This is a genomic window from Rhizobium sp. CG5, assembly GCF_023701945.1.
Lineage (GTDB): Bacteria > Pseudomonadota > Alphaproteobacteria > Rhizobiales > Rhizobiaceae > Allorhizobium.
In genome coordinates this window covers 31727-46165 of record NZ_JABAEF010000004.1, presented here as the reverse complement: position 1 = coordinate 46165, position 14439 = coordinate 31727, and the positions used below count along the sequence as shown (strand labels likewise).

Genomic DNA, 14439 nt, shown 5'->3' with positions numbered 1-14439 from the left:
TACCTCGAAGTTCCGGATGATCCTGAAAGCCCGTTCGAGAGGAATCACCGTGAGTACAGAAATTTCAGCCGCCAGATCCAACGCGTCGAAAAGCGACCCGAAACAGTTCAATCTTGCCCTGGAGATCGGGCTTTTAATGTTGCTATCGCTGATATGGGGCAGTTCTTTCACCTGGATCAAAGTCGCGATCGATGCGATCCCGCCCTTGACCATGACGTCTGCGCGCGTCGCAATTGCAGCGCTTCTTTTGATCCTGATTGCAAGACTGCGCAGGCTTTCGCTGCCACGCGAGCGCGGGGTCTGGGCAGCCTTGTTCCTCCAGGGTTTACTGCAGAGCGCATTGCCATTCTCGCTCATCAGTTGGGGTGAGAAGCACATATCAAGTGGGCTTGCCGGCGTGCTGAATGCGACGCCGCCGATGTTCGTGTTGCTGATCGCCATTGTGACGGGGTACAGAGGTCAGCGCATCACAGGCCAGAATGTCTTGGGTGTCGGGCTTGGTTTGGTGGGCGTGCTCGTTACGCTTGGCTTTCAATCGCTGCAAGATATGCATACTGCCGCGCCCCTCGCCCAAGCCGCAGTCCTTGGCGCAAGTCTTTGCTACGCAGTAGCACCGATATGGGGACAGCGGTTTGCTGCGCTCCCGGCGATTGTGACGGCGGCCGGTGCCATGAGCTGTGCGGCTTTCATGATGGTTCCGGCAGCCCTCGTCTTTGAACGACCATGGACATTGACGCCAACGCCTGAAGCGGTCGCCGCCGTGATTGTCCTCGCGGTTCTCTGCACGGCGACCGCCATGGTCATCTACTTCCGCCTGGTGCGGACTCTCGGCTCCCTCGGGACAGCCAGCGGCAGCTATCTTCGCGCCGGATTTGCAGTCGCCCTCGGCATCATTTTCCTTGGAGAAGGCTTCGACTGGTCAGCCTTGGCCGGAATGCTGCTGATTGTTCTTGGCGTCATTGTGGTGACAGTCCCATTTCGTCGGCTTCGGCGAAAAGGCTGAATCTGTTGGAGCCGGCCTTGGCTTGCGGTGGCGAGAAACCTTGTCGAAGCCAAGGGCCGGACCATAGTCACAAGCAACCGCTCCGAGGGCCGCCCGTGTAGAACTGCGCTTCCCATTGGTCGAGCCTCAAAAGGGATCGGAAATCCCCTTGGAATTTTCCAAGGTCGGATGAAGCAGGCTGACGAAATCAAATTCGCCGGCCTCTCGATTCTGCAAGAATCCTGAATTTTGAGGTAGATTATGGCCCTAACCCAAGACCAGCCTCGCGCTCACGCGCGAACGCCTCCACCCGAGCACAGCATCCCTCCAGCAGAAATAGTTGTTGACGCGCGGCGTCTTCGACAATAATCTTTTTTACGCGCGGTAAAATTTAATATTGCGCGACGACACATTTATGGCTTGTGGGCGGTAGCTGGAGGTGCTCACCTCTCGAACGTCGTGTGAGATATATGTGTCGACCACTTCGATCCCTGGGAGGAGATCTTCAACTATGAGACACGTTGCCGTTAAAGTGGCGATAGGTGCGAGCCTTGCCGCGATCCTAACAAGCAGTGCCGCGTTTGCAGGCGATGCAAAAAACATCGCTGCGGTTATCAAGGGATTGGACAATCCCTTCTTTCAGACCATGCAGCAAGGCATTGAAGGGAGCGCCCAAGAACTTGGTGCCAAAGTAACTGTTCAAGCCGCGACCAACATGGGAGATGCGTCCGGTCAGGCCGACCGACTGTCGGCCATGGCCCTGCAGGACTACGGTTGCTACATTGTCAATCCAATCAGCGTCAGCAATCTGGTGCAAGCCTTGGTACCGCTTGCCAATAAAAAAGTTCCCATCGTCAATATCGACAGTTCGATCGATACGGCTCAGGCAAAAGCAGCTGGTTTCGAGGTCACAACCTATATCGGCACCGATAACGTTGCCGCCGGTCATCTTGCCGGCGAAGAAATGCTGCGAATTGTTCCGGCAGGATCAAAAGTTGCCCTGATCGCGGGGATTGTCGGAGACATCGGCAGCAATGCCCGTATCGAAGGCTTTCGGGAAGCGACAAAAGGCAAGCTTGAAGAGATCGTGATGGTCAGCGCGGACTGGGATCGAGAGAAAGCGCTCACGGCTGCGACCGATATCATCCGTGCAAACCCGGAGGTTGCAGGCTTCTTTGCCGCCAATGATATCATGGCATTGGGCGCCCAGCGCGCCGTCGACATGTCCGGCAATAAAGCTATCAAAGTCATCGGGCTTGACGGCATCGTCGATGCTATGAAGTCGGTTGAATCCGGCGGAATGGCCGCCACGGTGGCTCAATACCCATACATCGTTGGTGCAATGGGGACGGAAGCCTGTGTGGCGGCCTCGCAAGGCGCAACACTGCCGCCCAAGGTTAATGCCCCTGTGCTTGTCGTGAACAAGGACAATGCGGCGGCATCCCTGAAAAACTTCCCACGGCCTGGTGGAGATTATCCCGATCCGCTCCGAGATCTCATAAAATGACGAAGGCCACAAATTCCACTGGTGGTTCAGCGGAAAATACGGTCGGAAAACGCCGTTACCCTTCATGGGTAACGGCATTGTCCGAACCTTCTTTCTGGGCTGATTGGGCATCGGCAGTCGGGCTTCTCGGTCTGGTGGTCCTGTTCACCATTTTAAAACCTGTCTTCATCACCGGGCCAAATCTTCAGGCCTTGCTCGTTGCCGCCGCCATTTTGATCGTGCTGGCTGTTGGGCAGACATTCGTCATCATGACGGCAGGCATAGACCTTTCCTTGGCCGCTTCCGTCATGCTGGGTGCCATTGTGCTTGGCCTGACCAACAATGCCGGATGGGATATCGGCTATGCTTGCCTGTTTGCAGTCATGGCAACATGCGCCATCGGCTTCCTGAACGGGGTGTGCATTACAAGCGGCAAAATACCGGATTTTGTTGTGACATTGGGCTCTCTTTCCATTGTCACCGGCATTGGACTGATCTTGTCAGGCGGCAACCCGAACACCGTCAGCAGCCTGTTTCTCCTGAAACTGGCCTCCGGCTCGTTGGGGATCCTCGGCTACCCGTTTTTAATTGCATGCGCTGTCGCGATTGTTTCTCACGTTGTGCTTTTTCACACACGTTTTGGCGTTCATCTCATGGCAACTGGCGGGCAGCAGGAAAATGCGCGATCGCTGGGTATCCGCACGGGAAAGATGCGCATTGCCGCCTATACGATTTCCGGTGCTTGCGGTGGTATCGCAGCCATCTTGCTTGTCGCACGGATTGGATCCGCTGAGCCGACCATCAATACAAATCTCCTGCTTAATTCCGTCGCTGCCGTGGTGCTGGGCGGCGTCAGTTTGTTTGGTGGTCGCGGCAGTATTCTTGGACCCGTCCTGGGTGCCATTATGCTCACAACTCTAGTCAATGGCCTGACGCTGTTGAGCGTATCGGCCTTCTACCAGCCAATTGCCGTTGGCATGATTGTGGTTATGGCCGCCTTGATTATGCGGTATCAGAAATGAGGCCGGAAATGTCAAAATGCCCACCTGATGCTATTTTGTCTTGTGACGGACTGAGCAAAAGTTTCGGTGCCATTCAAGCTTTGTCAGATGTCTCCTTCTGGGCGCTGCCGGGTGAAGTCACGGCTCTCATTGGCGACAATGGAGCTGGAAAATCAACACTCGTGCGGTGTTTGGTCGGCGTCTATGAACCCACGACCGGCACACTTTCTATGGCTGGCAAAGCGAACCCTTATTCAACGCCTGACGAGGCGCGCAATGCCGGCATCGAAACCGTGCACCAGAATCTGGCCCTGATTGACGAACTCACGGTCGCACAGAACCTGTATCTGAACCGCGAGATCGTTTGGCGGCTCGGTCCGTTTCGATTTTTGAACCATCGCGCCATGCGGCATGGCGCCGAAGCCATGTTGTCGCGGCTGTCGATTAATGTTCCTTCCGTTCATCAACGAGTCCGGCGACTTTCCGGAGGCCAGCGCCAGGCTATTTCGATTTGCCGGGCCGTTGGTGCCGGAGCGAAGATCGTGATCATGGATGAGCCGACAGCAGCACTTGGCGTCCAGGAAACCGCCAATGTCGAGGGGCTGATCCGCAAACTGAAGGAGGAAAAAGTCAGCGTCATTCTTGTGAGCCATAATTTCGATCAGGTCCTGCGTCTGGCAGATCAGGTCTGGGTTATGCGCGCAGGCAAGGTTGCAGGCACAGTGCGCGCGGCCGAAACCACCGGCGAACATCTCGTTGCGCTGGTAACAGGTGCGGCCTGAACGGACATCCGAGACGCGATGACCTGCCCTGAACACTGACAGCTTAGCTGTCCATTGCCCGATTTATCAAAGGAGTTTTATCGTGAGCGCACTGCGTGTCGGCCTTCTGGGCCTGGGTGAAGTCGCCCAGTCAATCCACCTTCCGGTTTTGCGCGATCAGCGCCATCTCTGGAAAGTGGCGGGTCTTTTTGATGTCTCGAAAAAACTGATCGATCTGGGCCTGTCGCAAAATCCAGGCGCCGTCGGCTATGAGTCCGCGGCCGCTCTGATCAATTCGCCTGACATCGATGTTGTCTTCATCTTATCATCCGACGAAACCCATGCCCCCTTCTTGCATGCCGCCATCAATGCGAAAAAACACGTCTTGCTGGAAAAACCGGCATGTCTGACCACTGGTGAGCTCGATGCTCTGATCGAACATGCTAAGGGCTATGAAAAGACGATTTTTGTAGGCTACATGCGCCGCTATGCCTCGGCCTATCAAGCGGCAAGAGCGGAATTGCCGGCGTTTGAAGACATCACCCATGTCCGAATTTTCGATCTGATCTCGGAAGGGCGGCATTTCTTGAGCAAAAGCCAGAATGTTCTTTATCCCGATGATATCGACCCCGACCTTCTCCAGAAGGGTGCGATGGCGCGCGCTGCCTTGATTGGCCAAGTTGTCGGCGACAAAGCCCCCGCGGATCTTGTTCGCGCCTATCGTGGCCTGACTGCTTTGAGTTCGCACCACATCAATGCCATGCGGGGTCTGTTGGGGGAACCTGAGGGGGTTCTTGCCGCCCACCGCACCAATGCGGGTGCCAATACAACGGTGATGTTTGACTACGGTCACTTCGTCGCCAACTATGATGCTGTCGTCGATGATCTCGGGCTTTTCGATGCGATGATTGAGGTGCGTTCAAACACCAAACGCGTGCGCATCATCTATGACACGCCCTATATTCGCAGCCTGCCGACGCGCCTTGAGATTACCGAGGCCTCACCCACCGGGCCACGCCATCGCACCATGGACCCAATCTACTCCGATGCATTTTCCAACGAATTGCTGACGTTCCATCGCCATATCATGGATAAAACCGCGCCTGAGACCGATCTGGAGGATTCACGGCGAGATTTGGCCTTGATGGAAAAAGCGATCGCCAAAATGAAGGAAATTAGAGCGTCGTAACGTCAGGTTTCTCTGGCGGAACCATCAACGACCAGACCGTCCGGCTTGCGCCGCTTCTTGAAGGCGGAGGAAGGCTCGGTACCGATGTGCATGGGTCTGAGCGACCGGCTCGCCGGCCGGCTCGTAGACGGCGCAAACCGCCGATAGCGCCTCCATGGCGTGACGGACGTCGGGGAAGGCGCCGGCTGCAACGCTGGCCAGAATGGCAGAGCCGAGCAGCACGGGCTCTTCGGCCGCCGGCGCGATGACCGGCTTGCCGCAGGCATCCGCCAGGATCTGGCGGACCAAAGGACTGGCGCCCGCACCGCCGCTGATCACCACACGCTCGACCGATGCGCCCGCTTTCGCCTGCGTCTCGATGATCTGGCGCAGCCCGTAGCCGATGCCGCAGAGGCCCGCGACGTAGAGGGCCACAAGGCTGTCGAAGTCCCGCTCCATCCCGAGCCCGGCAATGACCGCACGGGCATGCGGGTCGGCAAAGGGCGCGCGGTTTCCGAGAAATTCGGGGACGACATGCAGGCCGTCGGCCAACTCGACAGCCTTGGAGGCGTCTGTGACCTTCTGCCCCGCAGCCTCGGCCATGAAGGCCGGCAGGGATTTCCCCTGCCCGCGCGCGGTGATCATCGCCTCGCTTGCGGCCGGATGAAAGGACAGCAACTGGTCGATGGCGGCACCGGCCGCACTCTGGCCGCCCTCGTTCAGCCACATGCCGGGCACCATGGCGGAGTAATAGGGACCCCAGACGCCGGGCACGAAAACCGGCTCCGCCGTAGAGGTCATGGTGCAGGAAGACGTGCCGAAGACATAGGCGAGGTTTTCCGATGGTGCGCCGCCGATGCCGACCGTGCCGATGCCACCGGCATGGGCATCGATCATACCGGCGGCAACCGGCGTGCCGGTCTTCAGCCCCATGGCGGCCGCAGCCGCCTCGGTGAGGCCCTGGGCAAGGCGCGTGCCGGGCTCGACAATCGTCGTGCCGATGCGGGCAAAGCCCTCGTCAGACAGTTCCTTCAGCCCGATCGTCTCGAAATAGCTCGCATCCCAGCGGGCCTCATGGGCGAGATAGGTCCACTTGCAGGTCACGGTACATGTCGAGCGGGACAGGTCACCGGTCGACTTCCAGGTCAGGAAGTCGGCGAGGTCGAAAAACTGCCAGGCGGCGGCGAATGTGGCGGGCCGGTTTTCCTTCAGCCACAGGAGTTTCGGTGTTTCCATTTCTGGCGAGATGCGCCCGCCGACATAGCGCAGCACGTCATGGCCCATGGCATTGATGCGCTCGGCCTGGGCGATGGCGCGATGGTCCATCCAGACGATGATGTCGCGTTCAGGCTCTTCCGAGGGTCCGACGGCAAGCGGCTTGCCGCCCTCCCCCAGCACGACCAGCGAGCAGGTGGCGTCGAAGCCGAGACCTGCGACATCGGCCGGATCGACGCCGGCCGATGCAACCGCCTCCCGGATGATGGCGCAGACCGCGTCCCAGATCTCGGTGCTCGATTGCTCGACGATCGAGCCTGCCTCGCGAAACAGCGTGATGTCCCGCTTGGCGACCGAGAGCATCTGGCCTTTGAGATCGAAGAGACCTGCCCGTGCGCTGCCGGTACCGACATCGACGCCAATGAGGTAACGCGGCGTCTGCGTCGGTGACGTGGTCTGGTCTTCGATCATCGTTCTATCACTCTGCTGGCGACGTTGTTCGGACGGTTCCGGCATTCGATGACAACACCTCAACCTGATCAGTTCGGGCCAATGCCATGGGTCCGTGCAGATGCACAAGGTCGCGTGCTGTGTTGGAAGGCGACCTCGAGCATATAGATCATGGCAACAGCTTAGCCACCAAGCACAAATCGAGAGAACGCGAGCGAATTGCGGGCATCCTCATCCATCTTGGCTTCGTCTGCGCCGTCTGTCAGGTCGCGCCAGACGCGGATGTCCGAGCCGATCGTTCCACCCGTCTTGACGAACGGTTCCATCACGACGGTACCCTGATAATTGATCTCGCGAAGGGCAAGGCCGATCTCATGCCATGGGATGCGGCCTTTGCCCGGCACGCGGCGGTTGCTTTCGCCGGTGTGGAAATGACCGAGCAGCGGACCGGCGGTGCGGATGGCATCGCCAAAACTGTCTTCCTCGATATTCATATGGAAGGTATCGAGCATCACCTTGACGTTCGGCTTGCCGACGTCCTTGACGAAGGCAACGCCTTCTGCGGCCGTGTTCAGAACGTGGTTCTCGAACCGGTTCAGCACCTCGATGCACAGGTTGATGCCCAGGTTGTTGGCAAAATCGGAAATGCCGTGAATGCCTTCAACGCCACGGGCCCTGTCGCCTTCCTTGTCAACCGGCTGCGAATAATCGACCGGCCAATAGGAATGCAGCGCGCCACCAATGGTCTTGATGTCCAGCTTGGCAACGTTGGTCAGCGTCTTCTCGAAGAAGGCCTTGCCCGCGGCACGCACCGAAGCGTCTGCCGATGCCAGGTTCTTGCTCTTCGAGGGACCAATGCCTGCCGTCAGGATGATGTTATTGTCGATGGCGCTCTGCCGGATGGCGGCAAGTTCAGCGTCGCTATAGTCATTGATATGGTGTGCTGCCACTTCGATCACGTCGAAGCCGAGCTTTGCCACTTTCTCGATATGGGGCCCGAATTTCGCGCTCCATTCATGCTCCCAGTACGAGTAGTAAATTCCGTGTTTCATGGATGGCTCCTTTTGATAGCAAATACTGGAAAGGGTGCCTCAGTCCCTTGGCGGTACCGTCGGACGGCCAAGGACCCGGGCAGTCTTATGCGCCGTTGTTGACGCGCAGATCGGGCTCCGCGCTATTCGACATAATGAAGATGCCGTTCGGCAGATCGTTCTCTTCCACCTTCTTGGCGATCTCCTGCGGATCGAGCCCGAACCCACGCCAGCGTTCCTGAAGGCGATGGCGCAATGTCTCGACATCGACGTCGACGAAAATGGTGAGGTCGAAGATCGGCTTCAGCCGGTCCCATGGCGCCTGGCGCGCGAGCAGGTAATTGCCCTCGCAGACGATGATTTCGGTCGACTGCGGGATCAGGCGTCCGCCGGCGCGGGCGATCTCGATCGAGCGATCGAAGACCGGAACGGCAATGAGGTCGTCTTCATTGGCCTTCAGCCGTGCCAGCATGTGGCGCAGTCCATGAGCGTCGAACGTATCGATGGCGCCCTTGAAGGGACGCCGCCCCATGGCCTCGAGCACGGCATCGTCATAGTGATAGCCGTCCATCGGGAAGAGCGCGGCACGACGACCATGCTGCCTCTGGAGCAGATCGACAGCCTGCTCGGCGAGCGTCGACTTGCCCGAGCCCGGAGCGCCTGCAATCGCCACGACAATGCGCGACCGGCCCAGCGCGCCGAAACGTTCGGCAGAGGCTGCCGCGATCGTCTTTGCCGTCGCCTCAATGCTGTTCGAGATATCCTTAGCCATGATGTCCAGTCTCCACGCCTCTTTCGGTGCGCTCACACCAGTCCATACTGGACCGCCTTGTTGCGGATAAAGGAGAGCCCATTGTCGAAGACTTCCTCCGCATCACGGGCAACCGGCCGCCATGTGGAGATGGCACCGGCCATCTCGACCGGCATGGCCGCGAAGCTTTCGAGCGTGAGCGCCCCCTTGAATCCGATGGCAGCGAGTGCGGCAAAGATCGCGTCCCACGGCACATTGCCGTAACCCGGCGTCCCACGATCGCTTTCTGAGAGGTGCATGTATTTGAGGTGGTCGCGCGCGGCGAGGATCCCGTTGGCAACGCCCTTTTCTTCCATCGTCATATGGAAGGTGTCGAGATGGACGAACACGTTGTCCATGCCGATCCGCTCCACCAGTGCCACGGCCTGCTCGGCGGAATTGACGAGATGGTTTTCGTAGCGGTTGACGGCTTCAATGCCGAACTGGAGGCCCAGTGCCTTGGCGTGCTTCGCTGCCGTCCCCAGTGCGCGGGTGAGGTTATCGTATTCGGCCTGCGTCGGCGGAAAGCCGGTGCGCTCGTTCGTGCCGCCATAGGTCACGCCGGTCAGGGCTTCGGCACCCATTTCGGCAGCCTTGTCCAGCGCCGACTTGAGATGGTCGATCGCCGCATCGGGCCGCACCGAGGCCCAGGCCGGCTCGGGCAGAACGAGGGAGCAGGCGGCGCGAAGCGCGTATTTCTCCAGCAAGTTCCGGCTGTATTTTGCGTCGACAGACGGGATGTCGATCAGGGGGATCTCGATGAAATCCTGCTTGTAGTGGGCAGCGCCGGCAATGGCTCGCTCTGCCCCGGCGTGATCCCACACCGTCGTCCACATCATTGCGTGAATGCCAAATCCCTGCACGTCAGGCCTTCTTTCTGCTGAAAATGGGGTAGTTGGATGCAAGCGAGCGTGCAGCCATGACGACGATCATCAGGACGCCCCAGAGTGCCGTGGCGAGGTGCTGGTTGGCGCCCATCAGGTTGAGGCCGGACGACAGCAGCTGCAGAACGATCAAGGCCACGAAGACCGGCAGGACGCGCCCAAACCCGCCGAACGGATTGACGCCACCCAGGAAGGCCGCGAGCACGGTGATCAGCAGGTAGGATTCGCCGTGCCCGACCCGCACGGAATTGAAACGGGCGAGCATGATGATGCCGGCGATGGCGCACATGATGCCAGACAGCGTGTAGACGAGCACGACGATCTTGCGTGTGTTCAGGCCGGAATAGTGGGCTGCCTCCATATTGGACCCGATCATCAGCAGTCCGAAGCCGAGCTTGCTGCGCGTCAGAAGCACGTGCCAGACGGCAACGCAGATGATGAAGATCAGCAGCGGGATGGGAAACCCCAGAAGCGAGCCGTGGCCGATCGGCGCTATGTAGCTTGGGAAGCCCGAGATATCGCCGCCCCGCGTCAGAAACTCTCCCAGGCCCCGAAGGAAGATCATCATCGACAGCGTCACCAGGATGGGGTGGGCGCGGGTAAAGGCGATTGCCAGACCGGTCAACGCCCCTGCTGCTGCGCCGGTCGCGATGGCGGCAAGGCATGCGAAGACGAAGACGCCGGCAGGAGCGTCCACACCGCCATAGGCTTGCAGCACCCAGGCGGCAGCCAGGCCGGAAAGATTGGCGGCAAAGGTGATCGACAGATTGATACCGCCGGTGAGGAGTGGCAGCAGCATCGCCAAAGTCAGCAGGCCCAGTTCAGGAAGCTGGAAGGCGACGGAGCCGAAAGTCGCCAGGGAGATGAAGTTATCCGCTGCGAGACCGAAGACGAGCATGACGGCGAGGAAGGCAATCGCCGGCCCGCCCATATCCGCGCCGAAGGTGGTCTTGAACTTGTCAACGAAGGCTTTCATGAGCGCTTGCTCCCCTTTTTCGCGGAGCTCTTCAGAGCCTCCGGCAACAGCGTGTCGAGCCTCGCCGAGGACAGCACGATGGCGGTGAGGATGATGGCGCCGACGATCATCTTGAAGGCGAACGGAGAGACGCCGATGAGGTTGAGGCCGTTTTGCGTAATGGCGACCAGAAGGACGCCGAGAACACATCCAAGGACCGAGCCCTTGCCGCCGCCGAGGCGAGCACCGCCGAGAACCGTGGCGGCCAGAACATCGAGTTCGCGTCCGTACAGGGCATTGGGCACGACTTCCTGGGCGTAATGGGCCTGCATGAGACCGGCAATGCCGGCCATCAGGCCCAGCCAGCCGAACGAGATATAGTGCATCGCGCCGATATTGATGCCGAAGCGGCGTGCGCCTTCCGGGTTGTCGCCAAAGGCATAGAGCTTGCGGCCGGTCGTCGTCCGCGAGATCATGAACGAGGTCGCAAGGCAGCACAGGATCATCACGACGACCGGCAGCGTGAGTTCCACCCAGGAACCGTCTGCCATTTCACGCTCGTAGAACACCACACGGGTGGAGAGCCAGTCCGGCAGATTGTAGATCGACACGCCTTTGGTGAAGAACATCAGCAGGCCGAAGAAGATGTTGAAGGTCGAGATGGTGGCGACGATCGAAATGATCTGGAACCGATAGATCAGCAGGGCATTGACCAGACCAAGGCTGATGCCGACGGCGCCGGCGATCAGAAAACCTTCCGCCCAATTGCCGCCGCCGAGCGCGGTCAGTGCCAGAACCGTGACATACTGCACCACGGACGCTGCCACGGCGAAGGAGATGTCGATGCCGCCCGAGATCAAGACAACCAGAAGCCCGACCGCGAAAATGATGTTGACGGCTGAGACGTTCAGGACGTCGAAGGCGTTGGATATCGTCAGAAACCGGTCCGTGCCAAAAGACAGGCCGATGCACAGCAGGATCGTGACCGCCAGAAGAATGAATTCGGTCGTATGATTGAGAATCAGCCTACGCATAGACGGCGGTCTCCAGTTCGGTAAGCGACGTGCTGCGCGGGTCGTAGGTTGTCTGGAAACGACCCTCCGCCATGTGGACGATCCGATCGGCGTTGAAATAAACTTCCGGCGGCTCATCGGAGATGATGATGATCGCAAGGCCTTCGGCAGCGAGTTTCCGGACGATCTCAAAAATGCCGGCTCTCGCTCCCACATCGACGCCCACGGTCGGGGCATCGAGGATCAGGATCTTGGGGCCGATCGCCAGCCATTTGGCGATGGCAACACGTTGCTGGTTGCCGCCGGAAAGGGTTCGGATCGGATCCTGCGGCGTGCCGATCTTGACTCCGAGCTCCGAGATCCAGTGAGAGACGACGGCCGCCTTCTTGGTCGGGGACAAAAGACCGCCCGAGAGTATCCGGTCGAGCGACGCCATGACGAGATTATCGGCAATGGATTGCGGCTGGTTGAGGCCGAGCGACAGCCGGTCCTCGGACAGATACGCCACACCTGCCGCGATGGCATCCCGGTTGGAGGTAAAGCTGACCTTCTGCCCCTCCAGGAGGATTTCGCCTTCATGGGGGCGGTGCATGCCGAACAGCGTCAGCGCAAGCTCTGTTCGCCCGGCGCCCAAGAGGCCGGTGATCCCCAGAGTTTCGCCACGCCGCAGGTCAAAGGAGACGTTGCTGAATTCACCGTGCCGGGTGAGGTTCCTGACCGAAAGAACAACCGGTGCCTGATCATGATCGCCGGCAATGACGCCGCTATCGAAATTGCGGCCTGTCATCAGCTCGGTCACCCGCGACTGTGTCATGCCCTCGACGGGATAGACGCCCACCAGCGCACCATCCCGCAGAACGGTGATGCGATCGGAGATCTCCAATACTTCGGCCAGGCGGTGGGACACGAAGACGACAGCGACACCTGACGCCGACAGATTGCGGACGATCTCGATCAGGTAATCTGCTTCCGACTGGGTCAGCGATGCGGTCGGCTCGTCCATGAAGACGAGACGCGCTTCACCCACCAGGGCGCGGGCAATCGCCACGATCTGGCGCTGCGCGATGGCCAGTTCCTTGAGCGGCCTGTGGATGTCGAGGCTGACGCCAAGCCGTGCGAGCGCCTTTTCTGCTGCTTGAGCGATGGCACGTTTGTCGATGAGGCCATACTTGCCGTTGACCGCCAGCTGAAAGCCGATGTTTTCGGCGACGGACATCTCTCCGAACAGCGCCAGGTCCTGCCAGATCACCTGAATGCCCAGCGACTGGGCCAGCGTCGGCGTCATCGCGGAGATCGGCTTGCCGTCGAAGATGATCTCGGCACCATCTTCAGGCTTGTAGACGCCGGTGATGACCTTGATGAGCGTGCTCTTGCCACACCCGTTTTCGCCGGCGAGGCAATGGACCTCGCCCGGATTGACTTCGAAGGACACGCCCTTGAGGGCACGGACCCCACCGAACGTGACCTTGACATCCTTCAGGGAGAGGAGCGGCTCTACACTCATGATGGTGTGTTTCCTCGTCTGACCAGGCTGATCCCCGGCCGATTGATGTATGGCTTGACGGAAAGAAGCTGCACGGGCCATGCGCCCGCGCAGCCTCCTCGGGCTCCGGGAGGATCAGAGCCCCATGGACACGAGCTTATCGATGCTCTCCTTGTCGATCTTCAGGAGCTGATCGACAACGATGGTATTGCCTTCCGGGTTGATGGTGCCGAGGCCGTCGATCGTGTCACCGGCTTTCGGGGTCTGACCCTTGGCAATCTGATCGGCAAGCGTCACGAAGACTTCGCCGGCCTGTTTCGGGTTCCACATGAAGCCGCCGGTCAGAGCACCGCTCTTGATCAGCTTGGCGCCCTGGCCGGGCGAGAACGGACCCACAACGAAGACCTTGCCATCCTTGCGGCGCTCTTCGACGGCGCGGCCAGCGCCGATCGGACCCTGCGATCCGAACGCCATGAAACCTGCCAGATCAGGATTGGCCGACATCAGGTCTAGCGCGGTCGACCGGCTCTTGTCGAGATCTTCGGCAACGCCGTAACGATCGCCGACGAGCTTCATGTCCGGATAGTTGGCCTTGATGTAGGCGATCGCCGCATCAGCCCAGGCATTGTGCAGCGGAACGGTCAGCGAACCGACGAACACCGCGTAGGAGCCCTTGCCACCCATCTTCTCGGCGAGCAGCTTGCCATGCGCTTCACCGAAGCCTTTGGCGGAGGCCAGTTCGAAATCCCAGTCGGCACCGGCCTGATTGGGGGATTCATGGGTGATGACCTTGATACCGGCGGCCTGGGCCTTCTTCAGAACCGGCTCCAGAACCTTGGAGTCGTTTGGCACCACGCCGATGAAATCGACTTTCTGGGCAATCAGATCTTCGATGGCCCGCACCTGAAGGGCCGGGTCAGCGCTGGTCGGGCCGACCATGAAGCCATTGACGCCGAGCTTTGCGCTCTGCTCCTTGATGCCGGCTTCCATGGCATTGAACCACGGAATGCCGCCGATCTTGACGACGACGCCGATCTTCGTTTCGGCGGCAAACGATGCCGTGGATGCCAAAAGCGCCAGCGAAACGCCAAGCGCGGCTGCAAAAATTTTCTTCACAGGATTCTCCTCCTCTGTTGTCCCCTGACGTGGAAAGGCATGCCGGCAGGAGATCGTGCCCTGCGGTCGAATTGCTCAAGCCCAGAACAGGCCCCCCTCGTCGC

13 protein-coding genes are annotated in these 14439 nt (G+C 59.5%); 5 read left to right on the top strand and 8 right to left on the bottom strand.

All coding sequences use genetic code 11. The features are described from left to right. The first annotated feature begins 16 nt into the window (after window positions 1-16). From HGO38_RS08230 to HGO38_RS08210, 5 genes are all read left to right on the top strand, one after another. Window positions 17-1003, top strand: coding sequence for a DMT family transporter (locus HGO38_RS08230; protein WP_250955412.1), 987 nt, complete (start codon window positions 17-19; stop codon window positions 1001-1003). A 490-nt stretch (window positions 1004-1493) separates the two neighbouring features. Beyond that, a complete protein-coding gene (locus tag HGO38_RS08225; RefSeq protein WP_250955411.1) occupies window positions 1494-2489 on the top strand; it encodes a substrate-binding domain-containing protein in 996 nt (331 codons plus the stop codon). After that, window positions 2486-3490, top strand: coding sequence for an ABC transporter permease (locus HGO38_RS08220; protein WP_250955410.1), 1005 nt, complete (start codon window positions 2486-2488; stop codon window positions 3488-3490). Before HGO38_RS08225 ends, HGO38_RS08220 begins: the two co-directional genes overlap by 4 nt. A gap of 8 nt (window positions 3491-3498) precedes the next feature. Next, window positions 3499-4251, top strand: coding sequence for an ATP-binding cassette domain-containing protein (locus HGO38_RS08215; RefSeq protein WP_250955409.1), 753 nt, complete (start codon window positions 3499-3501; stop codon window positions 4249-4251). Between the two features lie 82 nt (window positions 4252-4333). Further along, window positions 4334-5419 carry a Gfo/Idh/MocA family protein gene (locus tag HGO38_RS08210; RefSeq protein ID WP_250955408.1) on the top strand — a complete coding sequence of 362 codons (1086 nt, stop codon included), beginning with the start codon at window positions 4334-4336 and terminating at the stop codon, window positions 5417-5419. Between the two features lie 24 nt (window positions 5420-5443). On the opposite strand, the gene HGO38_RS08205 is transcribed toward HGO38_RS08210, so the two are convergent. The 8 genes from HGO38_RS08205 to HGO38_RS08170 all read right to left on the bottom strand — a co-directional run bounded on the left by HGO38_RS08205 (window position 5444) and on the right by HGO38_RS08170 (window position 14335). Continuing rightward, window positions 5444-7084 carry an FGGY-family carbohydrate kinase gene (locus HGO38_RS08205; protein WP_250955407.1) on the bottom strand — a complete coding sequence of 547 codons (1641 nt, stop codon included), beginning with the start codon at window positions 7082-7084 and terminating at the stop codon, window positions 5444-5446. 161 nt (window positions 7085-7245) lie between these two features. Further along, window positions 7246-8115 carry a D-psicose 3-epimerase gene (locus HGO38_RS08200; protein WP_250955406.1) on the bottom strand — a complete coding sequence of 290 codons (870 nt, stop codon included), beginning with the start codon at window positions 8113-8115 and terminating at the stop codon, window positions 7246-7248. Window positions 8116-8200: 85 nt separating this feature from the next. Then, window positions 8201-8866, bottom strand: a complete 666-nt coding sequence (locus HGO38_RS08195; protein WP_250955405.1) for a nucleoside triphosphate hydrolase — start codon at window positions 8864-8866, stop codon at window positions 8201-8203. Window positions 8867-8898: 32 nt separating this feature from the next. Next, window positions 8899-9747, bottom strand: coding sequence for a sugar phosphate isomerase/epimerase family protein (locus HGO38_RS08190; RefSeq protein ID WP_250955404.1), 849 nt, complete (start codon window positions 9745-9747; stop codon window positions 8899-8901). Between the two features lies 1 nt (window position 9748). Beyond that, entirely contained in the window at window positions 9749-10744 is a 996-nt protein-coding gene (locus HGO38_RS08185; protein WP_250955403.1) for an ABC transporter permease, read from the bottom strand. Beyond that, entirely contained in the window at window positions 10741-11757 is a 1017-nt protein-coding gene (locus HGO38_RS08180) for an ABC transporter permease (protein ID WP_250955402.1), read from the bottom strand. The genes HGO38_RS08185 and HGO38_RS08180 overlap by 4 nt, the downstream gene beginning before the upstream one ends. Then, the gene (locus HGO38_RS08175; RefSeq protein WP_250955401.1) at window positions 11750-13240 is read right to left on the bottom strand and encodes a sugar ABC transporter ATP-binding protein; all 1491 of its coding nucleotides are present in this window, start codon (window positions 13238-13240) and stop codon (window positions 11750-11752) included. The genes HGO38_RS08180 and HGO38_RS08175 overlap by 8 nt, the downstream gene beginning before the upstream one ends. 114 nt (window positions 13241-13354) lie before the next feature. Continuing rightward, window positions 13355-14335, bottom strand: a complete 981-nt coding sequence (locus HGO38_RS08170) for a substrate-binding domain-containing protein (RefSeq protein WP_250955400.1) — start codon at window positions 14333-14335, stop codon at window positions 13355-13357. Window positions 14336-14439: the final 104 nt, after the last annotated feature.